Source organism: Aquimarina spinulae (assembly GCF_943373825.1).
Lineage (GTDB): Bacteria > Bacteroidota > Bacteroidia > Flavobacteriales > Flavobacteriaceae > Aquimarina > Aquimarina spinulae.
The window spans coordinates 190,495-215,727 of record NZ_CALSBP010000003.1 but is presented as its reverse complement, the minus strand read 5'-3'; the positions used below and the strand labels follow the sequence as shown (position 1 = coordinate 215,727).

Sequence of the window (25,233 nt, the reverse complement as noted above, 5' to 3'; positions counted from 1 at the left end):
TATTGCCTTTATGATATATCAACATCTTCAAGCTCCTTAAATAATGCTTCTGCAGAATTCATATTGTTATTATAACATCTGGCTACCCATCTTGAAAAGGTAATAAAGACTATAATGGCAATCGGTATCGATATTACAAGTGGCCAAATAGATTTGGTACCAGAAAACAAATCTTTATTATTAAGAATCTTTGTCGCTACAGGCATGATAGCAAACATTAAAAAGAAACCTAGATAGAGCCCAATTTTGGTAACCGTTTGAAATCGTTTTTTACCTTTACTATACTCCAGTAATGTTTCCTTATAACTATTTACAGCAATATTTACTTTTCTCATTTGATAGATTGATCTTAACGATAACACTGGTAAAACTAATAGAATAACTGTAGATACTATTCCTGATAACAAAGTGTACCAGTTATCTAACTTATTAACATTAATTAGTATCAATATTGCCGTACCATAGCATATAATAGCTCCTATCATCTCTGGATATGCTATTTTATTTAATTTTTGCCTGTATTGTTCTTGTGTCATCATAATGATCATTTTATCGGTTAACTTTTTTTGTTTTTCTATCTGGTCACTCATCTGAGACCAAACTGTTTGCATTTCTTCCAATTCCATCTCTCTTATTTTTTTACAATTTGCGTTTTCAATTTTTGCTTAATCCTCGAAATTTTAGTTCCAACATTTGTTGGAGACAAACCTGTTATCACTGCTATTTCTTCATATTTCTTACCTTCTAAAAGCAGTAAAATCAACCCTTTATCTAATTCATTTAGGTTATGTATATGGGCATATAATTTTTTCAATCGCTCTTCAAATTCTGTGTCATACTGTTCGGTTTGCCGCATGATCACATCATATATTTCTATTTGATTTCCTCTTCGTTTTTCTTTTTTTAATCTTGTAATAGCAGTATTAAGACCTACACGATACATCCAGGTACTAATTTTAGAATCTCCCTTAAAACTATCGTATGATTTCCATAATTGGTAAACAATTTCCTGGTAGAGATCTTTTTGATCCTCGTAATTATCGGTATAAATGGTAGTTATCTTAAAAATAACTCCTTCATTTTCCTTAATAATTCGAGTAAACTCGTATTCTTTACTCATATTAGGCCTACTTTTTCCTTATTAGTATGAGACATATCAAAAAAATCACAGAATATCCTATACATATTTTATGAACTTTTAAATTATACTCTTAAAATTTACTAAAAATAAGCTATCATAGATAATAATGAGTAGCTCTAAAAAGGTAAGTATTTTAATCTTTTACCACAATCAATGTAGCTTTAACACCAGTGGTAAGATTCCATTCGCTACTTGTAAGTAGGTTGCCTTCGTCGTCATAAAGATGAAATTCTGCAGTATTAGGCCCAGATTCCCCTTGATTTAATGCCTGTATGTCTATTTTATTAAATCCTTTAGCAAGATCAACTGAGATTCCTTTAAAATCTCCAGTAAGAAATATTTTTGAAACAATAACGGCATCATTAAGATAAATTCTAACTACATCACCATCTACAAACTGATGGTCTCTATACATCAATCTTACAAATTCTCCATTACTTTTAAAATCGCCTAGATATTGATCACTTTTATATTCGTCTTTGATTTCATTATCCTTTTTGAACCATTTTGGAACAGCATCTGCTTTGGGTTTAAAAAAACCATCATTACCAGTCATATCAAAAGTTGGCTTATTACGAGCATACTCAGATAATGCTTCTGGAGTTTTATATAAAGATGAATCACTATTAAAATTAGGGTTTAAACCTTTAGATAGACTATACTTATTTGTATTAAGATCACTTTTGGCATCAATTCGCAAAGAAGTAGAATTTTCTATTTGAGCATGCATTACCATTCCCATACATAATAAAAAAATTATACAAAAATTAGCTTTCATCTCTTTTATGCTGCGCATTAATTTTAAGTAAAGATAAATATTATAGGTCTTTTATGACTGTTAATTCACTATAAAATCTTATTGCCTATCCATAATTTATACTAATAAAGACGTTATAAATCTGTAATAATTACAATTACCAACAGTATTAGTCATCCTTGTCAATAACCAATTGATCATATTTGAAGGTACTTTTATGTTGATTTTGAAGAATACCCCCTTTAAAACACTATGTGTTTTGATGTCTAAACCACTGAATCTGTTCTTATTGCTCTAATAATTTTACGGTAAACCATAAATTATTAGAAATATGTAAAAAAATACACCTACAAACTTGTAAGATAAACCTTATATTTATTATTTTGTTACTAAAAATAGGTATGATCTATTATGCTATCGGGGGAGTACTTCTGGTTATGCTCCTTTTTCTGTATCTACAGTACAGAAAAGTTACCAAAAAACTTAAAAAAAAGAATATAGAATTAAAATCTTTAAGCAAGGAAACAGAAAAACAGTTTCAATTGCAACAAAACCTTATTTCTATTCTTAGTCAAGAGTTGAGAACACCTTTGTATGGAATAATGGGACTCACTAATCTCCTAGAAGAAGAATATCCTGATCTTAAAAATGATAAAAACCTGAAATCATTAAAATTTTCTGGAGATTATCTTTTTACACTTATCAATAATGTTTTACATGTTAATTTTTTAGATTCTGAAGAAATTACTGTACAAAATGTATTATTTGATATAAAAGAGGTTACTCAAAACCTTACACATTCCTTTAGTTATGCCACAGAGAACAGTGATAACATATTACATTTTGAGTTTGACCCAGAAATTGATCAAATGATTTATGGGGATCCTGGTATTCTTTCTCAAATACTGATGAATTTGATAAGTAATGCCTTACGTTTTACCAAAAATGGAAATGTATATTTCTCGGTAATTTTAATTAAGAAAAAAGGAAATACATCTACTATTTCTTTTAAAATTAATCATGATGGGGATGAGCTTTCAAAAGAAGACAAAAAATCTATCTACCAAGAGTTTATTAATGTCGGAAATGCCAAAAAAACATACCTGGGTACAGGAATTAATTCAAAAATAATAAATAGACTTGCTTCGGCGCTAGATGGCGAAATTATTATCCAAAATAATTCTCATGCAGGATCTGAGTATGCGCTAGTTATTGATTTTAAGTCACAAGTTAATAAAGAAAGTATAAACCACAACACTTCCTTTAACAATTCTAATACTTCAAAACTTAAAGTATTAATTGTAGATGACAATAAATTAAACCTTCTGGTTGCAGATAAAATACTATCAAAAGAAAACTTTGACTGTACGACTATAGATAATGGTTTTGATGCTATAGAATTAGTTAGAGAAAATGAGTATAATGTAATACTTATGGATATTAATATGCCAAAACTAAATGGAATTGGTACTACAAAGAGGATACGTGAGTTTGATACAAAAACACCAATCATTGCGTTAACCGCAGTAGATGTTACCCAATTAAACAGACAGATTGTACAGGCAGGACTAAACGACTATATATTAAAACCTTACAACAAAAATCATTTATTAGAAATGATCCACAGACATATAGACAACCCAATACATACCCACTAATTAGTTTATAATTATTTGTTGCCCAATTTTTAGCACCGAATTATATTTTAGTGAATTGGTTTTACATATTTCAGAAACTGCCAATCCATACTTATTGGCTATTCGATGAAGAGTATCTCCTTTACGCACCGTATAAATCTTTTTTTGTTCTTCTTTAATCCTGGCGATATCCTCTATAGTTTTATGAATAACAATTTTACTCATACGAGTCGATCTATGATATCTGGGTGTCATCCATTTCTTAGTTACAAAAAGAGTATCTGATCGAATTTTTGTATCACTGGCAAACTCGAATAAATACTCTGGATTAATACTTTTACCATGATATCGTACTTCTAAGTGTAAATGGCTTCCTCTTGCATTTCCTGTTACTCCTCCTGTGCCTATAATTTGTCCTTTTTTTACTTCATCGTTCTCTTTTACCAACGACTTAGAAAGATGAGCATATACAGTCTCTAATCCATTATAGTGCCGTACCACTACTGTATTTCCATGTCCACCATGATATCCAACATATCGAATTTTACCTTCTAATATTGATTTTACACTATCACCGACCTGAAGATCAATATCTATACCTTGATGTGGGCGCCCTCTTCTCCAACCATAACGAGATGTAATTACCATTTTACGATCAACCGGTGGTGAAAAATCTTCATCCTGAAATGCTAACTGAAAGGGAAATGTAAGATTCTCATTCCAATATGGATTAAACTGTTGGTTATCCCATTTTGTATTATAAGCTTCTAAATTTTCTGATGAATCATTTTCTTCAGGAAAATAATCATTATTCTTTTTGGGATAAATGGGTAGACAGATGATCTCACCCTGTACGACTAACTTTTTATGATCAACTGGAATATTTTCTGTTTGCTTCAAAGTTTCCTGAGCGACTATCATCAGGAATGGCGAAAATATCAAGAAGTAAAATACAAGTCTTTTTTTAATTAAAAACATCAATTATTGTTATACTTTTTTAGTAATTAAAGTAGACCTGGGTAGTGGGGTTTATTTTCTACAATATAACTGTAAAAATAATACGTTATTACAATAAGTCAATAATTTATTTTTTAACATCTACTATGTTTTTTTCGACAATCTCCCTAGGATTTTGATAATCAACACGTTACAAAACATAAGCTATACAGGCTTTCCGTAGGTATTTTACGGGATAATATGTATTCAAAAAACTATTAACACTTTTTAAGAAATTGATATGAAAACATTAGTAATTAGTACAACAATAAATGGCCGTAGTAGTAGTTTAAATAACACTAATTATTAATTAAATAACCATGAAAAGATCATTCACATTTATTGCTTTGTCAGGGGCATTAATCATGACATCGTGTGTGTCAAAGAAGAAATATGTTGCATTAGAGCAAGAATTGCAAGACACTCGTAGTACGTTACAAAAGACTGCAGTAGAAAAAGATGAATTGGAAGGCAAGTTTGCTAAAATTGAATCTAGAGTAGCAGATTATAATGCTAAGATCAATTCTTTAAAAGAATCTAATGATGAAAAAATGGTAATGGTAGAAGATGTTGCAGCAATATCTAACAAGACCAAAGAGAAAATGAAAGAAACCTTAGCCAAGGTTGATCAACAAAAACTTCAGGGAGCTAAATCCTTAAAAGATTCGATGAATTTGGCAGTATCTCATAATTTAAAAAATTCTTTATCAGATGATATAAAACAAGATGAAGATATTTCTATAGATATCGATAATACAGTAGTTATGATATCTATTTCTGATAAAATGTTATTCAAAAGCGGTAGTTACAGAATAAGTAATAAAGCTGATGAAATATTAAAAAAATTAGCAGATGTAATTAATTCTGAGTCAAGTATTGAAGTAATGGTAGAAGGTCATACTGATCCAAGAACCATTAGCAATGCAGTGGTGCAAGATAACTGGGACTTAAGCGTAAAAAGAGCAACATCTATTATTAGAAAACTACAATCTAATTACAATGTTGATCCTGCTAAGTTAATCGCTTCTGGAAGAAGCAGTTACAAGCCTCTTGTAGAGAATGACAGTGAAGAAAATATGGCAATCAACAGACGTACAAGAATCGTATTATTGCCAAATATGGATAAGTTTTTTGCTATGTTGTCTTCTAACTAATCATACCTTTTAAATAACAACTACGTTATTTTTTAAAAACGAGATGGATCATCATATCCATCTCGTTTTTAATTTTATGATATAAAGAATACGGATTAAACCTTTTTATGTTTAAAATGTCTTAGTAATAAATCAAAACATTTAGAAACTATGAATAATATAACACTACAAAAAAAACCTGCTTTTTTATTCTTACTAATAACACTACTAATAACAAGTAGTTTTACCTCTACTACAAATAGTTGGGAACATCTTGGTTCAAGAACAGTAAATTATAGATTAGATAAAGATGTTATAAAGGTAACAGCAAGAAAAGGAGGATTCAAAAAACTTAAAGTTAAGGTTACAGGAGGCTCTTTAAACATGTACAAAATGGTTATTCAATATGGTAATGGGAAAAAAGAGGTAATCCAATTAAAACATAATTTTTCTCGTAAAAGCGAAACAAGAATAATAGATCTTAAAGGTGGAAAACGTATAATTAGAGATATTACCTTTTTTTATGATACTAAAAATTTATCTCGAAAAAAAGCAAAGGTTCATGTCTTTGGGAAGCATTAAAAAATAATATAATACCAGGTTTATTTAAATAAACCTGGTATTTTTTAATCTAATCTATAATATCCGCATTTAAGATAAGCTCCCTCAGGAAAGGAAATTGGATGATCAATATCATGATTGGTTTTTTCTAATACACTAAACCTTCTTCCAGATTTAAGAATACTCTCTTCAGAAATTTTAAAAAAATCTTCGGCCAAAACTCTCGAAGAACAAGAAGCCAAAACCAAAATCCCGTTAGAGGATACCAAATGCGATCCCAATTCTGCTAACCGAGCATAACTAATCATAGCTTTATGAATTTCACTTGCTCTTTTCGCAAAAGAAGGAGGATCTATAACTACAATGTCAAATACAGTTTTATGATCTATTAATTTCTGTAATCCATCAAAAGCATCGGCTACAATAACATCATGTTTTCCATGATGTACGTTTAAAGCAACATTCTCTTTAGCCATATCCAAAGCTTGTTTACTAATATCCAAACTTACAACTTTCTTTGCGCCGCCTTTTAAAGCATGAACCGAAAACCCACCAGCATAAGAAAACACATCCAAAAGAGTTTTATCATAGGCAAGCTCCCCTACTCTTTTTCTATTATAACGGTGATCAAGAAAATATCCTGTTTTATGACCTTTAATTACATTTGCAGAAAATAAAACTCCATGTTCTCTAAAAACCACAACCTCATTTTTCAGAGTTCCATAGATTACCTGACCATCTTTTAGATCATATACTTCACCTTTAGATTGTAACAATCTACTTAACCTAAGCACAACACAGTTGCAACCTGACACAGCAACCAGATGTTCAATAATCCAATTTAGATAAGGAAACCAAATATGTGAATATAGCTTAATTACCAAAACCTGGTCATACACATCTGCAATACATCCGGGAAGATGATCATTCTCTCCAAATAACAATCGGTAGCTATTTGTATCTGTTTCTAATAAAGGGGTCCTTTTTTTGTATGCCTCAGAAATTTTTTCAGCAAACCATGTTTTATTAATCTGTGCTGTTTTCCTAAATTGAATTAATTTGATACGTATAGGAGAATATGGATCATATAAACCACATGCTAAAAAGGTATTCTTTTTAGTATCATAAATGATCACTAAATCACCTGCTTCTCCTTCTACATTTTGCTTTATAATACTATCTTCAAAAACCCAGGGATGTCTTTGCTTTATTATCTTTTCTGCCGAAGGCCTTACCTTAACAGCAAGCCTTTTAGTTGTTATTTCCGGAACAATATTCATCGTATGCAAGAATAGTGATTATTTTGTTTTCTTAAAATAATTATCTCAAATGAATTAAGGTTTTGTTAAATAAAAACCATGAAAATATTGATATGTTTAAATTGTAGAAATAAAAATCAATCTATATGAAACGCATACTCACACTTATCACTATTGTAATGTATCTTTCTTGTTTTGTCACATCGGCACAGGATAAAGATCCATTAATTGAAAAAATTATTAATGAAGCCACAGAAAATTCTCAATTAAAAGAACTAGCACATGAACTTATGGATGGTATTGGACCTAGATTGGTTGGTACTCCACAAATGCAACAAGCTCATGATTGGGCTGTTGCTAAATATAAAACCTGGGGAATTGATGCCAGAAATGAAAAATGGGGAGAATGGCGTGGATGGCAACGAGGAATTACTCACATTGATATGGTATCTCCTTGGATAAAATCTCTTGAAGGTACACAACTAGCTTGGAGTCCTGGTACCGATAATGCTGGTGTCGTTGCCGAGTTAATTGTTATTCCGAAGGTAAAAGATTCAATTGCTTTTCAGAAATGGTTACCAAATGTAAAAGGTAAAATTGTAATGATATCTATGAATCAACCCACAGGGAGACCTGATTATAATTGGGAAGAATTTGCTACAGAAGAATCTTTCAAAAAGATGAAAGAACAAAGAAGTGAGCAAACAAAAGCATGGAGAGAAAATATTAAAAAAACTGGATATAATCGTCGAACTCTTGCTCCTGCCCTAGAACAAGCTGGTGCCGTAGGAATAGTACAAAGTAATTGGTCTAGAGGGTTTGGAGTTAACAAAATATTTAGTGCCCGAACAAAAAAAATACCCACAGTGGATCTATCATTAGAAGATTACGGAATGTTATATCGCCTCATAGAACATGGTTCTAAACCAAAAATAAAGATCGTATCAGAATCTAAAGAACTAGGAATGATGCCTACATTCAATACGATTGCAGAAATAAAAGGAACCGAAAAGCCTGACGAGTATATTATTCTTTCTGCACATTTCGATTCATGGGACGGAGGTACTGGAGCTACGGATAATGGAACCGGAACCATAACCATGATGGAAGCCGCACGAATTCTTAAAAAAATATACCCAAACCCGAAACGTACCATACTTATTGGGCTTTGGGGAAGCGAAGAACAAGGTTTAAATGGATCACGAGCTTTTGTTGAAGACCATCCTAAAATTGTAGGAGGTGTACAGGCGTTATTTAATCAAGATAACGGTACAGGGCGTGTGGTTCGTTTATCAGGACAAGGATTCTTGCATTCTTATGATTATTTAGGAAAGTGGTTAGAAGCTGTTCCCGAAAACATTACTAAGCATATAGAAACTACTTTTCCAGGAACTCCTGGTGGAGGTGGCTCTGACTATGCTTCTTTTGTATCGGCCGGAGCCCCTGCATTTTCATTAAGTTCACTTAATTGGTCTTACTGGAATTATACTTGGCACACAAATCGGGATACATACGATAAAATTATATTTGATGATGTACTTAATAATGTAATTCTAACTGCAATTCTAGCATATAAAGCTAGTGAAGATCCTAAAAAAACTTCGAGAGAAAAAAGTGTATTACCTATAAATAAACGTACCAAAAAACAACGTACCTGGCCAGAATTAAGAAGTCCAAACAGAAAAGGAGGGCAAAACTAATTGTAACAGAAATAAAAAACGAGACTGTAATGAAACAGTCTCGTTTTTAAACTTCTTTTTTGAGTAATGATCAATACCAGAGACAACCTCCAGATCCACCAATACCTGTACAGATACCAGCATCACAGAATGGACCTCCAGGAGCAAGTTCGCAACACATTCTACCTCTTTGTGTGCAAGCATAACGCCTTGCTCCAAAGATTTTGCTTTGCTCATCTTTACTTAGAGTTTTTACGCCATCCAAGTCTAAGATAATTTTCATTTGTGTAAATATTTGTGGTTAATTGAGATTTCATATTATTTATTTGATTAGTCTTCAGTTGATCAATAGAATATAGTTTTAATAACAAGTTCTAAATACATAGAATACTAATCTCAGTAAAAGTAATATAATTACGCAGTATCCGGATACAGGAAAAACTCAAAAAAAGTACTGTTTAATTATCAGAATGGCCATAAAAAAAGCATCCATCCCAAGATGTATCAGGATAAACGCTCTTATTTATATTGTTTGAATCAAGAATTCCTTTAAGTACAGAAACTCAATTCTATGATTGGTTTAAAGCAAATAAACCTTTTTTTAAAGCACTCATCTCAAGATATATCAAGATACGCGCCCTATAGGTATCGTTAAAACTAATTTGCTTATTTTCAAGAAATTATTCATTTCTTTACTGCCTATACTTACTAGACGAACATTAACATGTTTTGTTACACAATAAAATCATATTATTTTATAAAATACTGATTAACAATAGTTTATATTTAAAAATATTAGATATTTAGTATAAATAAATACTATAACAAGATTTTTATCATATTTATAAAATTAAATATATATATTTGTTATATGAATAATGCAAGAATACTTGAAATAAATAAAGCTTTATCCAATGCTACACGTTTAGATATACTTAAATGGTTAAAAGATCCTGAGGCCAATTTCCCTCCTCATGAAGAGCTTGGGCATTTTAACGATGGTGTATGTGCACAACACATCAAAGATAAATCAGGATTATCACAACCTACTATATCACATTATCTAACCGGTATGCATAAAGCTGGATTGTTAATTACCACAAGACATGGGAAATGGACATATTTTAAAAGAAATGAATCTGTAATTAAAGAATTTTTGGAAACCATAAATAAAGAGTTATAAAAAAATTTGAATATACATATTTACAAAATTAAATATATAATTATAATAATATTAAAATAGACATCGACGACAAGTTCTCTCTCTTTTCTGATCATTGGAATCCAAGAATTGTTGGAGAACTTAATGGACAACATGTAAAATTAGTAAAGCTTAAAGGTGAATTTGTATGGCATAAACATGATATATAGCTTAGGTTCACTACAAATACATAAAACAATGAGGAAAATTTTAATAACTGGTGGATTTGGAAAAATAGGACGTTATTTTATTAAAAATTTTAACGATCAATATACAGTTAGGGTTGCTGATAAGGCAATAGAAAATGAAATTTTCCCTAAAAATGTTGAAATAGTAAAAGCTGATTTAATTGAATATAAGACTTGCTTAAAACTATGTGATAAAATTGACACAGTAGTACATTTAGCAGGAATTGTTGATCCAGTTTCAGAATCTGATGAAATACTTAAGATTAATATTAACACAACACAAAATATTTTTAAAGCAGCTGTTAAATCGAATTGTAAAAGAATCATATTTGCTAGTAGTGCTCAAACTATAGAAGGTTATCCAGAAGAAATCCAGGTAAATAAAAATATGTTGGTAAACCCAAAAAATATTTACGGAGTATCAAAATGCTTCGGAGAAGCGTTAGCAGCTTATTATTCGAATAATACCAATATTTCTGCAATCTGTTTACGTATTGGAGCATATGAATTTCCAAGAGATTTTACTCAAATGAATGCTCGTGATCTGAGCGCCTTTTTACACCCTGATGATTTTAATCAGTTGTTGTGTAAGAGTATCGAAACTAAAAATATAAAACATGAAGTATTAAATGCTATTTCAAATAATAGATACAAAAGGCTTGACATAACTGAATCTATTGAAAAAATAGGCTACAAACCCAAAGCAGATGGTTTTCAATTATTCAAATTACTAGAAAATTAAAGCAAGTATAATATTTAATTATAAAACGTATGAAAATCTTAGTTATTGGAGCTACCGGTACAATAGGTAGTGCAATTTATAATACCCTTAAAAATGAATATGATGATGTATTCGGCGCCCACCGTACTAGCAAATCCTACCCTATCGACATAACAGATAAAGAATCTATAAAAGCGTTGTTTAAAAAACTACCAAAAATAGACGCGGTAATTAATGCTGCGGGTACTGCTTCCTGGAAACCTTTATCAGAATTAACAGAAGATGATTATTATATAGGGATACGCAGTAAATTAATGGGACAAGTCAACCTTGTACATGTAGCAAAAGACTATATAAATGACAATGCCTCAATAACCTTAACAACTGGTATTCTGGCAGAACATTATGAACCTAATGCTGTTGGGTTATCACTGGTAAATGGTGCTCTGCACAGCTTTGTTAATGCGGCATCAAAAGAATTAGACCGTGGGATTCGGTTAAATGTTGTGGCTCCTGGTGCTATTGCAGGAGATTTTCCTGAAGATCAAAAATTTGCCGGATACTACCCTGTTAATATTACAGATGTAGTAGATAGTTACAAACAACTATTTAATAACAATATTACAGGCACTATTTGTAAAAAATATTAAAAACAAAACACATAAAATCATGAAAATTTCAATGTATCAGATCGATGCTTTTACCAAAACACTATTTGGGGGTAATCCTGCCGCAATATGTCATTTACCATATTGGTTAGAGGACCAAACTCTACAGAACATTGCAGTAGAAAACAATTTGGCAGAAACCGGTTTTTTTGTAAAAAAAGAGGACATTTATGAAATAAGATGGTTTATGCCTCATGCCGAAATTGACTTATGTGGTCATGCTACACTTGCATCGGCATATGTAATTTTCAACTATCTTGACGATTCTATCAACGAAATTACATTTTCTTCAAAAAGCGGAATTCTAAAAGCCAAAAAAGAGACTAACGGAACAATCACATTAGATTTTCCTTCGAGACCTCCCAAACCTGTTGAAATTCCATCCGAAATATACCAGGCTCTAGACGCAAAACCTATTGCTACTTTTGCTGCTCGTGATTTGGTAATCACACTTTCGTCTGAAGAAGAAGTATTAAATGAGAATCCTAAACTCGATTTACTTAAGGACCTTCCCTATTTATGTATTGTAATCACTGCCGAAGGAAAACATGCAGATTTTGTTTCTCGCGTATTTGATGCAAATGGGATTATTCAACCCGAAGACCCGGTTACAGGTTCTGCTCATGCTTCTCTGGTCCCATTTTGGGCCAAAAAACTAGGAAAAAATAATCTTAAAGCTCAACAATTGTCTACTCGCAGAGGAGAATTAGATTGTAAATTAGAAGGAAATCGGGTTTTCCTTAGCGGACATTCGGTTCCATACCTGATCGGAGAAATAGAAATCTAATTATAGAAATTGCTATTGCAACAATGAAGTGGTTTAGACTTTTTTGATTCTGGCGAAAAATAGTAATTTTTTGATCAATTGAAGTATTTTTTGCGCTTCATAGCAGCGCTACGAAGTAAGAAAAAGGCAAAAATTGAGTAAAAAAGAGCATTTTTATAGCGAATTGAAAAAAGTTTAAACCACTTCAATATCAAATACTCTAAAAACAAGTATTAATCTTTAAAATCAAAACTCATGAAAACTATAGGATTGATCGGAGGAATGAGCTGGGAATCATCGGCTCTCTATTATGAATTGATTAATAAACACACAAAGAAACTTCTTGGAGGTTTTCATTCTGCTAAATGTATTTTGGCTTCTGTTGATTTTGCAGAAATCGAAAATTTACAACGCAAAGATGATTGGGATGAATTAAATACATTAATGGTTAAATCTGCAAAACAACTAGAAAATGCCGGAGCAGATTTGATAATTTTATGTACAAATACAATGCATTTATGTAGTGAGGAAATGATTAAAAACACCTCAGTTCCTTTTTTGCATATAGCAAGTGCTACAGGTAAAAACATTAAGTCTAGAGGATTAAAAAAACTGGCACTTCTTGGCACCAAATTTACAATGGAGAGAGATTTTTACAGAAATACCTTAAAAGAGTTTGATATCGAAATACTGCTTCCCAATCAAAATGACCGGGAGCTTATTCATCAGGTAATTTATAAAGAACTGGTACTCGGAAATATCAAAGATAGTTCTAGAGAAGAATTTAAACGAATTATAAAAGCATTAGAGTCTAGAGGTGCAGAAGGTGTAATTCTGGGGTGTACAGAAATACCATTATTGATCAAGCAAGATGATGTTGATATTGCTGTATTTGATACCACAAAAATTCACGCAGAAAGTGCCGTTGAAATAGCTTTACAAAACGAATATATAGTATAATAGAAAGACAGTGATCATCATTAAAGGATATAGATGTATATTCTTTAATGATTGATTACACTACTACTCATCCATGAATAGCTGATTGATTTTAGATCTCAATTTTCGTTTATAATCTTCTTCTAACCAATCTCTATAGTTTTTAGTGCTTTTACTAATACAATAAGAATATCTACGCACGCGATACTCTATGTCCTGATCCAAGAGTTTACTTAGAATTCGTGCATCAAAAACGTCTTCGCTATTTTGTACGCACATTATGGCATGCTGCTCTATAGATTTTTCAAGAACCGTTAAACTTCTATGTCCATAACGTTTTGTTTTTGCATATTCGGCTTCGATATCAAACTCAATATCTTCAGATTTTAAAAACTCTTTTCTTAACTCCTCTGGTAATACATACCTAAAATTACGTTCTATCTCCTCATCCCCTACCAGGTTATCATAATAGAAATCTGGTGATCTAAAAATAGATTGCCAGTCAACATCAGAATTCCACAATCCAAATCTTGCCGTATTGTTTCCTAAATCGATTATTGAAAATTCTGGCTTAGTAGGTAATATACGAGAGCCCCTACCAATCATCTGAAAATATAATGTAAGTGATTTTGTCGCTCTATTAAGAATAATACTCTCTACTGTAGGTTCATCGAATCCTGTGGTAAGAATACTCACAGAAGTAAGTATTGCATCACTTGTACTTTTAAACCATACCAAAATATCTTCTCTTTCTTGCTTACTATTTGTATTATCCAGATGACGAATGGGATATCCGGCTTTTTTAAAAGTTTCATAAACATAAATAGAAGTATTGATTCCGTTATTAAAAATCAATGTTTTTTTACCTTTTGATCTTTCCTCATAAGCATGCAATAGCTTATCCTGCATTAACATGTTGGTATACAAATCTTCTGAAGATTTCACAGTATAATCTCCATTCATCCCTATTTTCAATGATCCTAATCCAACATCATAGGTATAAATTACAGGTTTAGCTAAAAACCCGCTATTAATTAATGAACTAATTGTATCACCTACAATCAATTCATTATAATTATCCTTCATCGGGAGTTTCATGTTAGAACTAAGTGGTGTAGCTGTAACCCCAAGGATAAAACAATTGCTAAAAAATTTAAAAAGCTTTCTAAACGAATTATAGTGAGCTTCATCGATAATAACCATTCCTACATTATGTAGTTCTAAATGATCATCATTAAGTCTATTATTAAGGGTTTCTACCATTGCAACAAAACACATATATTCGTTTTGATCATCGAGTTCCTTAACAGAGCTATTTATGATTTTATTCTTTACCCCAAACTCGGTTAGCATTTTTGAGGTTTGACCACAGAGTTCAATTCGATGTGTAAGAACAACTACTTTTTTTCGAGTGGATTCTATATACCTTCTAACAATTTCAGAAAAAATAACTGTCTTTCCTCCTCCGGTAGGAAGTTGATACAACAGATTATATTTTTGGGAAAATTCTTTTAGACGACTAAATATCTTATCTATATCCCGTTTCTGATAATCGTAAAGTACTTTTTGTTCTTTTTTATCTACCCTCTTGGGTTGTAATCCCATGTAACTCCTATTAAAAAATAAGCTACAAAATTAAACACTTTTAAAGGTTATATGAAAGAATTGAGAAGATATATTTAATCTATTTACATTTTATTTTTTACTATTTTATCAGAATTCATATAAGTCCTAATATCTATGTAAAAACTAGACATTTTTTGTTTCTTTACGTTTTTTTGTATACTATTAATTTATCATCATTGTATATTTCAAGAGCAGTTGTTATTTTACTTTTATCCTTTCAACAAATACCTATTTAATGGCTAAAGCAGACAAAGACCTAATCCCTGTACAGGCACTTCTAATCCCTAAATCTATTGTATATACTGCAAAAATATTAAATTGGATATCCCCTCTTCTGGCTTCAAGATTTGCAGCCAGAATATTCTTAACTCCTTTTGGTTATAAAATGCCCGAGAGAGAAAAAGAAATGTATGAAAAAAGCAAAAAAGAAAGAATTCGAATTAAAAAAATTAATCGAGAAGTTATCGTCTATACCTATGGAAATTCTGATAAAAAAATTCTTTTAGCTCACGGTTGGTCTGGAAGCGGGACACAACTTTCAAAAATTGCAGATCAATTATTAGAACATGGATATAGCACTGTAAGTTTTGATGCTCCGGCACATGGTCATGCTCCGGGAAAAAGAAGTATGCTACCCTTTTTTATCGAAACAATACACCAATTAGAAAAAACTCATGGTCCATTTGAAGCTGCAATAGGACATTCATTAGGCGGAATGTCTTTATTAAGAACTACCCGTTTCGGATTACAAATCAAATCCTTGGTTATTATTGGTACTGCCAATAGTATTACTGCAATCACTAAAAATTTTGCAAAAAACTTACAATTAAACCAAAAAGTGGGACGTTTATTAAAAACATACTTTGATAAAAGGTATGGAGAAGATCTTGACAATTACTCTGGAGCAACCTCTGCTGCCGGAGTTAACATACCTACTCTAGTAGTACATGATAAAAATGATGTTGATGTACATTACAGTGCAGCTCATGAAATCATTAATAATCTAGAAAATGGACAACTACTGCTTACCGAACAATTAGGCCACCGAAAAATTTTGGGAGATCCAAAAGTAATATCCAAAATCATAGAATTTATTTTGGAATAGTTATTGATTAGTTATTCTAAGCCAGTTTATACGACTACTTAGGTATAACTATAATTAAAATTAGAAAAACTATGAAACGTTTTATTGTATTATGTATTAGTATCCTGGCAATAAGTTGTACAAGTACAGCGCAAAAAGAGGGTAAAAAAGAGAGTAAAGTATATGCCGTTTCTAAAACGGATTCCGAATGGAAAAAGATGCTAACATCCGAGCAATACTATATTCTTAGGCAAGCCGGAACAGAAAGACCATTCTCTAGCCCTTTAAACAAATTATATACTCATGGTACATTTTATTGCGCTGCATGTAATACTCCACTATACGAAAGTAAATATAAATTTGATAGCGGAACAGGTTGGCCAAGTTTTGACCGGGCAATAGAAGGAAGTATTGATAACGATATAGATCATAAATTAGGATATGCTCGATCCGAGCTACTATGTGGAACATGTGGTGGACATTTAGGCCATGTATTTAGTGATGGACCCAAAGAAACAACAGGAATGAGACATTGCATTAATGGTGATGCTCTAGTATTTAAATCTAATGAGTAAAAAATGAGCAAGTATCCGATACAAAAATCTGAGGCTGAATGGAAAGAGAAGCTAACAGAAGAACAATATAGAATATTGAGACAAAAAGGAACCGAAAGACCATTTACCGGAGAATATAATATGCATTTTGAAGATGGAGCATATACCTGCATGGCTTGTGATACACCTTTGTTTAAAAGTGTCTCTAAATTTGATTCGGGATGTGGCTGGCCAAGTTTTGATGAATCAATAGAAGGAAGTGTAGAATATATAAAAGATACATCACACGGTATGATACGTACAGAAATATTATGTGCAAATTGCGGTAGTCACTTAGGCCATGTATTTAATGATGGCCCAACAACTACAGGTCAACGTTATTGTGTTAACTCTGTTAGTATAGACTTTAATAAGAAATAAATCGATAATAAATAAAATTTAGAATTCATGAGAAAAATTTTCGCACTACTATGTCTAGCCACATTTATATTTACATCTTGTTCTAACGATGATGATACAGATTTTGATACTATAGGACAAACATTCGAGATCGACAATGTAGATTTCATTGCTCCTGAATATGCCGTTAATATACCTTTTCCTTCTGGTATAGAAGTTTTTGAAGCAGATGTAGTTTTAGTATATAGGTTGGAAAATGTTGTTGATGGTCGCGACGTATGGGAACCAGTTCCAACTCCTCTGATTGAATTAGACAACGGAGGTAAATTGACATATCGATTTAATTTTACTCTAAATGATGTAGATATTCTATTAGATACTCCAGATATTAATCTTATCGGAACAAACTTTACAGATAATCAAGTATTTAGAATAGTAATAGTACCATCGACCTTTGCAAACAATTCAAAAATAGATTTCTCTGATTTTAAAGCCGTACAATCAGCTCTTAAATTAGATTTTTAAAGAAATACATAATTCAATTATATTTTATAATAAGTACTAATTATAATAAAAACTACTAAAAATTAACACCATGTTCATATAACATGGTGTTTTTTTGTCCTTTTTAATGAAAATCTTATTCTTAGGGAATACTTAAATCCTTTTTTGGTTAGCCGAATTATCCTTAAATTCGTGACTTCAAAAAATCGACATTTATGAACACATATGATATCATTGTTTTAGGAAGTGGTCCTGGGGGTTATGTAGCTGCAATTAGAGCTTCGCAATTAGGGTTTAAAACCGCAGTAATTGAAAAAGAAAGTTTAGGCGGAGTATGCTTAAACTGGGGATGTATCCCTACAAAAGCACTATTAAAAAGTGCTCAGGTATTTGAATACTTAAAACATGCTTCTGATTATGGTCTTACTGTAGATAAATTTGATAAAGATTTTGATGCAGTTGTAAAACGTAGTCGTGGTGTAGCAGAAGGAATGAGCAAAGGAGTTCAGTTTCTTATGAAGAAAAATAAAATCGATGTTCTTGAAGGTATTGGGAAATTAAAAGCCAGTAATAAAATAACAGTAACAGATGCAGATGGAAAAGCAACTGATTATGAAGCAAAACATATTATTGTAGCAACAGGAGCTAGATCTAGAGAGCTACCTAACTTACCCCAAGATGGTAAAAAAGTAATTGGATACAGACAGGCAATGACCTTAGAATCTCAACCAAAGAAAATGATTGTGGTGGGATCGGGAGCAATTGGAGTCGAATTTGCACATTTCTATAACGCAATGGGTACAGAAGTTACTATAGTAGAATTTTTACCTAACCTCGTTCCTCTTGAGGATGAAGAAGTATCAAAACAGTTTGAGCGTAATTTCAAAAAAGCAGGAATTAAGGTAATGACCAATTCTTCTGTAGAAAGTGTAGATACAAGTGGTGATGGAGTAAAAGCAACTGTAAAAACTAAAAAAGGAGAAGAAATTCTCGAAGCAGATATTGTATTATCTGCGGTGGGTATCAAAACCAATATAGAAAACATAGGCTTAGAAGAATTAGGTATAGCTACAGACAGAGATAAAATTGTAGTAAACGATTGGTATCAAACCAATATCCCGGGAATTTATGCAATTGGAGATGTAGTCTCTGGCCCTGCCCTAGCTCATGTTGCCTCTGCAGAAGGAATTACCTGTGTTGAGAAAATTGCAGGAATGCATGTAGAACCAATCGATTATGGAAATATTCCTGGTTGTACATATGCTTCTCCAGAAATTGCAAGTGTAGGAATGACCGAAAAGCAAGCCAAAGAAGCTGGTTACGAATTAAAAGTTGGAAAATTCCCTTTTTCTGCCTCGGGTAAAGCAAGTGCAGCAGGAACCAAAGATGGTTTTGTAAAAGTGATTTTTGATGCAAAATATGGTGAGTGGCTAGGTTGTCATATGATTGGTGCCGGAGTTACCGATATGATTGCAGAAGCTGTATTAGGTAGAAAATTAGAAACTACTGGTCATGAAGTATTAAAAGCTATCCACCCTCACCCTACAATGAGTGAAGCTGTAATGGAAGCAGTCGCAGATGCATACGATGAAGTAATTCATTTATAAATAAGTTATATATCTTAAAAAATGCCTTATTATCCAAGATAATAAGGCATTTTTATATTAATTATTTTAAAAATAGGTGCTTCTATTCTCTACTATTTTATAGAAAAACTTTGTATTGCCAGTATATAGCTTTGTAAACCAAACCCTAGAATAACACCTTTTGCATTTGGTGATATATAAGATTGATGTCTAAACTCTTCTCTGCCAAAAGTATTTGATATATGTACTTCTACAACAGGAATTGATATTGCCTTTATAGCATCTCCTATACCAATAGAAGTATGAGTATACGCACCCGCATTAAGGATAACTCCATCACAGCAATCATCTGCTTCCTGTATTTTAGTGATCAACTCCCCTTCTATATTAGATTGATAGTAAGATAATTCTAGTGCAGAAAAGTCAGATTGTAATTGAGTAAAGAATTCATCAAAAGTTTGATTTCCATATACTTCTGGCTCTCTTTTACCTAGGAGATTTAGATTAGGGCCATTTAAGATTAGTAATTTCACACGTTTAATTTTTTAGTAGTTTAATTCATAACAAACAATTATGTATTATATGCTTATTATTCATTAATAGGATCCTGTCGTCTTCGGTTATTCTTAGTTTTAAACAAATACCCAACCGATAATTGTGCTACAGAATGTTTAAAATCTATATCTAAGGTATCAATATCATTAATATTTGTTAGGCCCAGATTATATCGTAATTGAAAAAACAAACCAGACTCTGTCTTATATCCAGCTCCAAATCCCCAACTAAAATCAAAACTATTAAAAGAATCAAAGAACTCATCAGGAGTATTCTCTGCGGATTCTGTTGCATTTGCCAATATAGCCAGTTGTGGTCCTGTCTCCAAACTAAACTTATTTGTAAAATAATATTTAGCAATAATAGGCAATGTTAAATAATTTAAGCTGATTTTGTTTTCTTCTCCATTATCATCAACTTTATATCCTTGTGCTGTATACAATACTTCTGCCTGTACAAAAAACCGTTGAGATACAGGAAATTCTATGACAGCCCCCAGGTGCATTCGCACTCGCGCATCTGTATTTTTTATATCTCCGGTTATATTTGCATAATTAAGCCCAAATTTAAATCCTGCACGAGTATATAATTCTTCACTCTCTTGTTGAGCAGTTAAAGATGTGATCATCATTAGGGCAGAAACAATAAGAAAAAATTTCTTCATCATATAATAAATACTATTACTACTCAAAAGTAGTTTTATTTTTTAAAAAACCTGAATCTACACACAAAAAATGCACTTCAATAGTTTAGAATACTCTTAGATGTTATTATTAATATGGTTTTAGAATTTATGTTCTACCATAAATTGATACTTTTTATTCTTTACCAAATAAAAAATACACTTTCAAAATTAGTATCTAAAATATTAATAACTAATTAACTTTTTGTATTGGCAAATTAAATAGTTTAGCAACCAATTTTAAAACCAATAATAGATTATGAAAAAAGTGATATTACCTGTTTTAGCAGTAATAAGTTTTGTCTTTGCAAATGCTCAAAACAATGGTCAAACTATTAAAGGAAAATGGTTAATCGAAGCTAATACAAATTTTGGAGCAGCAAGTGCTTCTAATACGGGTATTCAATTTACAAGTTTTTCTGATAATGGGGGATCAACCTTTAATATCGGTACCGAAGTAGGCTATTTTATTATGGATGATTTATCTCTAAAAATAGGTTTAGGCTACGGGTCTATAGATAAAGGTGGAGACTCTGAATCATTTGACTCTTTTTCTTATAAAATAGGTGCCAAATATTATATTATTGGAGTAATCCCTGTACAAATCGATTATAATGGTGCAAGTACAGATTTAAAACAAGATCCATCCTATTTTGGTGTACAGGGAGGTTATGCTTTTTTTCTAGGAGATAAGGTAAGTATTGAGCCAGGATTACGATATAATTTTAGCTTAGATGACCGATTTCATAAAGATGTTTTCCAATTCAACATAGGGTTTGTCATACATCTATAAAAACATTGATTTATTATTTCTAAACCACCTATAAGTAAATTGGGATGGTTTTCTTTTATATCATATCTTAGTAGTAATGAAATGGGACCACGCGATAAAAGACTACAAACATTACCTGAAAATTGAAAGAGGATTGTCTGAAAATTCAATTATTAACTACACTCTTGATATTCAGCGGTTATTAAAATTTCTCGAACATCAAGATATAGCAACTACTCCCCTTTCTATTGAAAAAGAGATACTTCAGCAGTTTATTTTTGAAATAGCAAAACTGGTTAACCCGCGTTCCCAATCAAGAATTATTTCTGGATTAAAAAGTTTCTTTAATTATCTTGTTTTTGAAGATTATAGAGAATCTAATCCAATGGAACTTATAGAATCTCCAAAAATAGGTAGAAAACTACCCGACACGCTATCTGTTGAAGAAATAGATCTCATTATTGCCCAAATCGATCTTGGTAAACCAGAAGGAGAGCGTAATCGTGCAATTATTGAAACTCTTTATGGATGCGGTTTACGAGTAAGCGAGCTTATCACTTTAAAAAAATCCAGTCTTTTTTTTGATGAAGGGTACATTAGTGTTACCGGAAAAGGTGATAAACAACGTTTTGTACCTATAGGAGAAACCACTCAAAAATATATCAATATTTACACTGCCGAAATTCGTAACCATATTGATATTAAAAAAGGGCATGAAGACACCTTATTTTTAAACAGAAGAGGTAGACAACTCACCCGGGCAATGATTTTTACAATCATAAAACGATTGGTAGAAAAAGCAGGAATCCATAAACAGGTTAGCCCACATACTTTTAGACACTCCTTCGCTACTCATCTTTTAGAAAATGGTGCCGATTTAAGAGCTATTCAATTAATGTTGGGTCACGAAAGCATTACGACTACAGAAATATATATGCATATCGACCGAAGTCACTTAAGTGAAGTTATACATAGTTTTCATCCAAGGAGATAATATCTACAACTTGTTTTTTAAAATTCAAAAAATAAGGTTGTTTGAAAAGCTACTTTTCAAACAACCTTATTACTATACTATATCTATTTAAAAATACTAATTTGGTCTCTTTACAATTCCTGAAGGAACAACAGTATTAGACAACATAGTAATAGGATTCCCAGATCCCGTTGTAATTCCTGCAATTGCACTAAGTGGTTCTATAAAAAACGGAGCCGGATCACCATCCCCAACAGGCTCGACTGTAATAAACACTCTTTTACTTGTTACAGCAGCAGGAAGTGTAATTCCTGTAATCGGAACTTGAGTTGGTAAAACTAGAAAATCTTCTCCAGGAAACTCGGGAACAGTTCCTCCTGATCCTTTAAAGAAATTTCCATCATCAACACCACTAACATTAGAAAAAGTACCGGTAGATAAAGTTTGAGTTCCGAAATCTACCCAGCCTTCATATTTCCATCCGTTAGACAGAGTAGGAAGAGATAAACCAGGAGTAGTAGCACCATTCATAAACCATACACCAAACTCATCATTACCATTATCTACACCTCCCGCATTATCTGTAGGAGTTGCTAAGAAAAACTGACCAGATGTATCAGAAAGATCAGCAACTACTGGTAGAAAGCTAAGCTGTGCAGAATTACTATTAAAATTACCGGTCAAAATTTTTGTATCAGAAGGTTTGTTATCAATATCTCCCACTGGTTCTACTGTCAATATAAACTGAGTTGCACTTGTAAGGTCAGAAGCAAATACTTCTAAGCGAACAACTCCTGTAGGGTTAGTAAACTTAGTAGTACCAACAGGTTGTCCATTAACAATAATCCATCCTTGATAAGAGGTTCCTCCTGTAAGAGCTTTTAATCCGATCGTCTCTAATTCTATTATGGCAACTGCTGGGCCATCATCATCATTAGAACACGAATTCAATAGCACTCCAAAAAGTAGAGCAGCTATTAATAATTTTGTTTTTGTCATCATTTTGCTTTTTAATTATCTTTCAAAATGTAATTAGATTACACTAAAATTAACTCCAAAACACTTACAAAATTGTATGAAAAAACATATTCTTCCTATACATAAATGTATTCTTTATTTCTCTTGTTGGCCTTCAATATTAGGAGTTTTAAACAACTCTATAAAAGCAGGACCTATATGAGATAAGATTTCACTAGCGATCAATCCTTCAAAACCAGTTTTTTGAACAGCTATGTCTCCCGAACTTCCGTGTAGATAGACTCCAAAAACAGCAGCATGCAGAGGATCATAACCTTGAGACAATAAACTAGTAATCATTCCCGTAAGTACATCACCACTTCCTGCAGTTGCCATTCCGGGGTTCCCTGTATTATTCACATACAATTGATCTTCAAATACAGTTATAGAGTTGGCTCCTTTAATTAGTACAATACAATCATGTTGTTTTGAAAATGCCTTTGTTTTTTTAATTTTATCAAAATCACCTTTCCATTTACCTACTAATCGTTCTAACTCCTTAGGATGTGGTGTTAAAATAGTTTTCTTCGGAAGTTTCTCAAGGAACTCAGGTTTTTTTGCCAGGATATTGATCCCATCGGCATCTATCACAAGAGGAGATGTATTTTCTTTTAAAAACTCTTCAAATGCACTAATGGTTTTTTCACCAGTTCCGAGACCAATTCCAATTCCTATAGCTGCAGGTTTAAAATCCAGGGTGATTTCTTCTAATTCATCATCACTATCTGCAATTACCATAGCTTCTGGAACAGCAGTCTGAAGTACTTCATATCCGCATTCTGGAATATATGCAGTAACCAAACCAGCTCCTGTCGTTAAGGCTGCTTTAGTAGCTAAGACCACACTTCCCATCTTACCGTAACTTCCTCCTATCATTACACAATGACCATAAGTACCTTTATGACTAAATTTATGTCTTGGTCGATATAATGGTAACACTTCGTTCTTATTAATTAAGACGCCGACACCAGGGTTTTGCATTAAAAAATTGCGATCTAATCCAATATCAATCACCTCCAGATCTTGTGTATACATGCCCGTTTCTGGTAAAAAGAAAACAAGTTTTGGTAATTGAAACGTAACCGTAACATTTGCAAAAATAACTCCTTCGGGGTTATCTGGTGCTTTATCAGAATACAAACCCGATGGAATATCTATCGAAAGCTTAAAACACCTTGAAGTATTAAGATGTTTGATCAAAGAAACTACCCAAGGTACCAATGGCCTGTTAAGTCCAATACCAAAAATGGCATCAATAATCATATCCTCACGTTTGAGTTGAGGAAAATCCTCTTCACATTTAAGCTGGATAGGCCAATCCTTTGCTATTTCTTTTAATCGATCATAGTTAGATAGAAATTCCTTTGATCTGTTATCGCTAAAATTTACAATATAAGTTCTTACATTATACCCATGTTCTAGCAATAATCTCGAAACCACTAATCCATCTCCTCCATTATTTCCTATACCACAAAAAACATGGATCATAATTGGAGACCCTTGTAGTCTGCTATGTAACAAATTAAAAATTTGTGTTGCAGCACGTTCCATCAATTCTAATGATGTAATCTTAGCCGAAACCATTGTAGCTTCATCTGCCATACGCATTTGTTGCGCAGAAAATATTTTCATTTATCTATATGTATTAATATGTATTCTATTAGTTCATGCTTTTATATTAGAAACTCTATGTTAAGAGTTTTTAATAAATTAAATAATCCTTTCTCAAAATCAATAAATACAATTTTAATCTACTCTGTTTCATACTTTTTTTATGAATTACATAATGAAATAAGCTATTAATTATTGAATTAGCAAAAGTTTAAGAATGCCGT

27 protein-coding genes are annotated in these 25,233 nt (G+C 32.0%); 16 read left to right on the top strand and 11 right to left on the bottom strand.

Annotation, left to right across the window (positions count from 1 at the left end):
* Positions 1-8 precede the first annotated feature (8 nt).
* The 3 genes from NNH57_RS23685 to NNH57_RS23675 all read right to left on the bottom strand — a co-directional run bounded on the left by NNH57_RS23685 (position 9) and on the right by NNH57_RS23675 (position 1,937).
* Positions 9-626 (bottom strand): hypothetical protein, encoded by a 618-nt coding sequence (locus NNH57_RS23685; RefSeq protein WP_074406289.1) that lies wholly within the window; start codon positions 624-626, stop codon positions 9-11.
* Positions 627-631: 5 nt separating this feature from the next.
* Complete coding sequence (locus NNH57_RS23680) at positions 632-1,120, bottom strand: RNA polymerase sigma factor (RefSeq protein WP_074406290.1); 489 nt, start codon at positions 1,118-1,120, stop codon at positions 632-634.
* Positions 1,121-1,274: 154 nt separating this feature from the next.
* Complete coding sequence (locus tag NNH57_RS23675) at positions 1,275-1,937, bottom strand: hypothetical protein (protein WP_132066293.1); 663 nt, start codon at positions 1,935-1,937, stop codon at positions 1,275-1,277.
* Between the two features lie 344 nt (positions 1,938-2,281).
* On the opposite strand from NNH57_RS23675, the gene NNH57_RS23670 reads away from it, so the two are divergent.
* Complete coding sequence (locus NNH57_RS23670) at positions 2,282-3,556, top strand: response regulator (RefSeq protein WP_132066299.1); 1,275 nt, start codon at positions 2,282-2,284, stop codon at positions 3,554-3,556.
* Here NNH57_RS23670 and NNH57_RS23665 read toward each other — a convergent pair whose 3' ends face one another.
* Positions 3,557-4,513 carry a M23 family metallopeptidase gene (locus tag NNH57_RS23665; protein WP_108809274.1) on the bottom strand — a complete coding sequence of 319 codons (957 nt, stop codon included), beginning with the start codon at positions 4,511-4,513 and terminating at the stop codon, positions 3,557-3,559. It lies immediately after the preceding gene.
* 338 nt (positions 4,514-4,851) lie between these two features.
* On the opposite strand from NNH57_RS23665, the gene NNH57_RS23660 reads away from it, so the two are divergent.
* Both NNH57_RS23660 and NNH57_RS23655 read left to right on the top strand, forming a co-directional pair.
* On the top strand, positions 4,852-5,685 hold the full coding sequence (locus tag NNH57_RS23660) for an OmpA/MotB family protein (protein WP_074406294.1): 834 nt from the start codon (positions 4,852-4,854) through the stop codon (positions 5,683-5,685).
* A 150-nt stretch (positions 5,686-5,835) separates the two neighbouring features.
* Positions 5,836-6,246, top strand: coding sequence for a DUF2541 family protein (locus NNH57_RS23655; protein WP_108809275.1), 411 nt, complete (start codon positions 5,836-5,838; stop codon positions 6,244-6,246).
* Between the two features lie 44 nt (positions 6,247-6,290).
* On the opposite strand, the gene NNH57_RS23650 is transcribed toward NNH57_RS23655, so the two are convergent.
* On the bottom strand, positions 6,291-7,505 hold the full coding sequence (locus NNH57_RS23650; RefSeq protein WP_108809276.1) for a class I SAM-dependent rRNA methyltransferase: 1,215 nt from the start codon (positions 7,503-7,505) through the stop codon (positions 6,291-6,293).
* A gap of 158 nt (positions 7,506-7,663) precedes the next feature.
* Here NNH57_RS23650 and NNH57_RS23645 point away from each other — a divergent pair, with 158 nt between their 5' ends.
* Positions 7,664-9,184, top strand: a complete 1,521-nt coding sequence (locus NNH57_RS23645) for a M20/M25/M40 family metallo-hydrolase (protein WP_408608276.1) — start codon at positions 7,664-7,666, stop codon at positions 9,182-9,184.
* Positions 9,185-9,254: 70 nt separating this feature from the next.
* Here the strand turns inward: NNH57_RS23645 and NNH57_RS23640 are convergent, their stop codons facing one another.
* Positions 9,255-9,446 (bottom strand): hypothetical protein, encoded by a 192-nt coding sequence (locus NNH57_RS23640; RefSeq protein WP_108809278.1) that lies wholly within the window; start codon positions 9,444-9,446, stop codon positions 9,255-9,257.
* A gap of 588 nt (positions 9,447-10,034) precedes the next feature.
* Here NNH57_RS23640 and NNH57_RS23635 point away from each other — a divergent pair.
* From NNH57_RS23635 to NNH57_RS23615, 5 genes are all read left to right on the top strand, one after another.
* Entirely contained in the window at positions 10,035-10,346 is a 312-nt protein-coding gene (locus NNH57_RS23635; protein WP_074406299.1) for an ArsR/SmtB family transcription factor, read from the top strand.
* Between the two features lie 216 nt (positions 10,347-10,562).
* Positions 10,563-11,294: an NAD-dependent epimerase/dehydratase family protein gene (locus tag NNH57_RS23630; protein WP_159099335.1), complete on the top strand. Its 732-nt coding sequence runs from the start codon at positions 10,563-10,565 to the stop codon at positions 11,292-11,294.
* Between the two features lie 29 nt (positions 11,295-11,323).
* Positions 11,324-11,923: a short chain dehydrogenase gene (locus NNH57_RS23625; protein ID WP_074406300.1), complete on the top strand. Its 600-nt coding sequence runs from the start codon at positions 11,324-11,326 to the stop codon at positions 11,921-11,923.
* 19 nt (positions 11,924-11,942) lie between these two features.
* Complete coding sequence (locus tag NNH57_RS23620) at positions 11,943-12,728, top strand: PhzF family phenazine biosynthesis protein (RefSeq protein WP_108809280.1); 786 nt, start codon at positions 11,943-11,945, stop codon at positions 12,726-12,728.
* A 234-nt stretch (positions 12,729-12,962) separates the two neighbouring features.
* On the top strand, positions 12,963-13,667 hold the full coding sequence (locus NNH57_RS23615) for an aspartate/glutamate racemase family protein (protein ID WP_108809281.1): 705 nt from the start codon (positions 12,963-12,965) through the stop codon (positions 13,665-13,667).
* 63 nt (positions 13,668-13,730) lie between these two features.
* Here NNH57_RS23615 and NNH57_RS23610 read toward each other — a convergent pair whose 3' ends face one another.
* Positions 13,731-15,251 (bottom strand): DEAD/DEAH box helicase, encoded by a 1,521-nt coding sequence (locus NNH57_RS23610; protein WP_074406303.1) that lies wholly within the window; start codon positions 15,249-15,251, stop codon positions 13,731-13,733.
* Positions 15,252-15,507: 256 nt separating this feature from the next.
* Here NNH57_RS23610 and NNH57_RS23605 point away from each other — a divergent pair, with 256 nt between their 5' ends.
* The 5 genes from NNH57_RS23605 (at position 15,508) to lpdA (ending at position 19,420) form a co-directional block, all read left to right on the top strand.
* Positions 15,508-16,377 (top strand): alpha/beta hydrolase, encoded by an 870-nt coding sequence (locus NNH57_RS23605; protein ID WP_108809282.1) that lies wholly within the window; start codon positions 15,508-15,510, stop codon positions 16,375-16,377.
* 71 nt (positions 16,378-16,448) lie between these two features.
* A complete protein-coding gene (gene msrB, locus NNH57_RS23600; protein ID WP_108809283.1) occupies positions 16,449-16,931 on the top strand; it encodes a peptide-methionine (R)-S-oxide reductase MsrB in 483 nt (160 codons plus the stop codon).
* A 3-nt stretch (positions 16,932-16,934) separates the two neighbouring features.
* Positions 16,935-17,330 carry a peptide-methionine (R)-S-oxide reductase MsrB gene (gene msrB, locus NNH57_RS23595; RefSeq protein ID WP_074406781.1) on the top strand — a complete coding sequence of 132 codons (396 nt, stop codon included), beginning with the start codon at positions 16,935-16,937 and terminating at the stop codon, positions 17,328-17,330.
* 27 nt (positions 17,331-17,357) lie between these two features.
* Entirely contained in the window at positions 17,358-17,834 is a 477-nt protein-coding gene (locus tag NNH57_RS23590) for a hypothetical protein (RefSeq protein ID WP_074406306.1), read from the top strand.
* Between the two features lie 194 nt (positions 17,835-18,028).
* Entirely contained in the window at positions 18,029-19,420 is a 1,392-nt protein-coding gene (gene lpdA, locus NNH57_RS23585; RefSeq protein ID WP_074406307.1) for a dihydrolipoyl dehydrogenase, read from the top strand.
* A 92-nt stretch (positions 19,421-19,512) separates the two neighbouring features.
* On the opposite strand, the gene aroQ is transcribed toward lpdA, so the two are convergent.
* Both aroQ and NNH57_RS23575 read right to left on the bottom strand, forming a co-directional pair.
* A complete protein-coding gene (gene aroQ / locus NNH57_RS23580) occupies positions 19,513-19,932 on the bottom strand; it encodes a type II 3-dehydroquinate dehydratase (RefSeq protein ID WP_074406308.1) in 420 nt (139 codons plus the stop codon).
* Positions 19,933-19,988: 56 nt separating this feature from the next.
* Positions 19,989-20,621 carry a porin family protein gene (locus tag NNH57_RS23575; RefSeq protein WP_082994747.1) on the bottom strand — a complete coding sequence of 211 codons (633 nt, stop codon included), beginning with the start codon at positions 20,619-20,621 and terminating at the stop codon, positions 19,989-19,991.
* Between the two features lie 274 nt (positions 20,622-20,895).
* Here NNH57_RS23575 and NNH57_RS23570 point away from each other — a divergent pair, with 274 nt between their 5' ends.
* A complete protein-coding gene (locus tag NNH57_RS23570) occupies positions 20,896-21,429 on the top strand; it encodes a hypothetical protein (RefSeq protein ID WP_074406310.1) in 534 nt (177 codons plus the stop codon).
* Positions 21,430-21,505: 76 nt separating this feature from the next.
* Positions 21,506-22,402, top strand: a complete 897-nt coding sequence (gene xerA, locus NNH57_RS23565) for a site-specific tyrosine recombinase/integron integrase (protein WP_108809284.1) — start codon at positions 21,506-21,508, stop codon at positions 22,400-22,402.
* Positions 22,403-22,498: 96 nt separating this feature from the next.
* On the opposite strand, the gene NNH57_RS23560 is transcribed toward xerA, so the two are convergent.
* Both NNH57_RS23560 and NNH57_RS23555 read right to left on the bottom strand, forming a co-directional pair.
* Positions 22,499-23,380, bottom strand: coding sequence for an anti-sigma factor (locus NNH57_RS23560; protein WP_074406311.1), 882 nt, complete (start codon positions 23,378-23,380; stop codon positions 22,499-22,501).
* Positions 23,381-23,494: 114 nt separating this feature from the next.
* Positions 23,495-25,030 (bottom strand): NAD(P)H-hydrate dehydratase, encoded by a 1,536-nt coding sequence (locus NNH57_RS23555; RefSeq protein ID WP_108809285.1) that lies wholly within the window; start codon positions 25,028-25,030, stop codon positions 23,495-23,497.
* Positions 25,031-25,233: the final 203 nt, after the last annotated feature.

Coding starts and splice junctions, on each gene's coding strand:
- NNH57_RS23635 (WP_074406299.1), top strand. CDS start 10,035: ATGAATAATGCAAGAATACTTGAAATAAATAAAGCTTTATCCAATGCT.
- NNH57_RS23610 (WP_074406303.1), bottom strand. CDS start 15,251: ATGGGATTACAACCCAAGAGGGTAGATAAAAAAGAACAAAAAGTACTT.
- NNH57_RS23655 (WP_108809275.1), top strand. CDS start 5,836: ATGAATAATATAACACTACAAAAAAAACCTGCTTTTTTATTCTTACTA.
- NNH57_RS23660 (WP_074406294.1), top strand. CDS start 4,852: ATGAAAAGATCATTCACATTTATTGCTTTGTCAGGGGCATTAATCATG.
- NNH57_RS23675 (WP_132066293.1), bottom strand. CDS start 1,937: ATGCGCAGCATAAAAGAGATGAAAGCTAATTTTTGTATAATTTTTTTA.
- NNH57_RS23640 (WP_108809278.1), bottom strand. CDS start 9,446: ATGAAAATTATCTTAGACTTGGATGGCGTAAAAACTCTAAGTAAAGAT.
- NNH57_RS23630 (WP_159099335.1), top strand. CDS start 10,563: ATGAGGAAAATTTTAATAACTGGTGGATTTGGAAAAATAGGACGTTAT.
- NNH57_RS23665 (WP_108809274.1), bottom strand. CDS start 4,513: ATGTTTTTAATTAAAAAAAGACTTGTATTTTACTTCTTGATATTTTCG.
- NNH57_RS23605 (WP_108809282.1), top strand. CDS start 15,508: ATGGCTAAAGCAGACAAAGACCTAATCCCTGTACAGGCACTTCTAATC.
- NNH57_RS23650 (WP_108809276.1), bottom strand. CDS start 7,505: ATGAATATTGTTCCGGAAATAACAACTAAAAGGCTTGCTGTTAAGGTA.
- msrB (WP_074406781.1), top strand. CDS start 16,935: ATGAGCAAGTATCCGATACAAAAATCTGAGGCTGAATGGAAAGAGAAG.
- NNH57_RS23625 (WP_074406300.1), top strand. CDS start 11,324: ATGAAAATCTTAGTTATTGGAGCTACCGGTACAATAGGTAGTGCAATT.
- NNH57_RS23560 (WP_074406311.1), bottom strand. CDS start 23,380: ATGACAAAAACAAAATTATTAATAGCTGCTCTACTTTTTGGAGTGCTA.
- NNH57_RS23575 (WP_082994747.1), bottom strand. CDS start 20,621: ATGATGAAGAAATTTTTTCTTATTGTTTCTGCCCTAATGATGATCACA.
- lpdA (WP_074406307.1), top strand. CDS start 18,029: ATGAACACATATGATATCATTGTTTTAGGAAGTGGTCCTGGGGGTTAT.
- xerA (WP_108809284.1), top strand. CDS start 21,506: ATGAAATGGGACCACGCGATAAAAGACTACAAACATTACCTGAAAATT.
- NNH57_RS23615 (WP_108809281.1), top strand. CDS start 12,963: ATGAAAACTATAGGATTGATCGGAGGAATGAGCTGGGAATCATCGGCT.
- NNH57_RS23620 (WP_108809280.1), top strand. CDS start 11,943: ATGAAAATTTCAATGTATCAGATCGATGCTTTTACCAAAACACTATTT.
- NNH57_RS23680 (WP_074406290.1), bottom strand. CDS start 1,120: ATGAGTAAAGAATACGAGTTTACTCGAATTATTAAGGAAAATGAAGGA.
- msrB (WP_108809283.1), top strand. CDS start 16,449: ATGAAACGTTTTATTGTATTATGTATTAGTATCCTGGCAATAAGTTGT.
- NNH57_RS23555 (WP_108809285.1), bottom strand. CDS start 25,030: ATGAAAATATTTTCTGCGCAACAAATGCGTATGGCAGATGAAGCTACA.
- NNH57_RS23590 (WP_074406306.1), top strand. CDS start 17,358: ATGAGAAAAATTTTCGCACTACTATGTCTAGCCACATTTATATTTACA.
- NNH57_RS23570 (WP_074406310.1), top strand. CDS start 20,896: ATGAAAAAAGTGATATTACCTGTTTTAGCAGTAATAAGTTTTGTCTTT.
- NNH57_RS23645 (WP_408608276.1), top strand. CDS start 7,664: ATGTATCTTTCTTGTTTTGTCACATCGGCACAGGATAAAGATCCATTA.
- NNH57_RS23685 (WP_074406289.1), bottom strand. CDS start 626: ATGGAATTGGAAGAAATGCAAACAGTTTGGTCTCAGATGAGTGACCAG.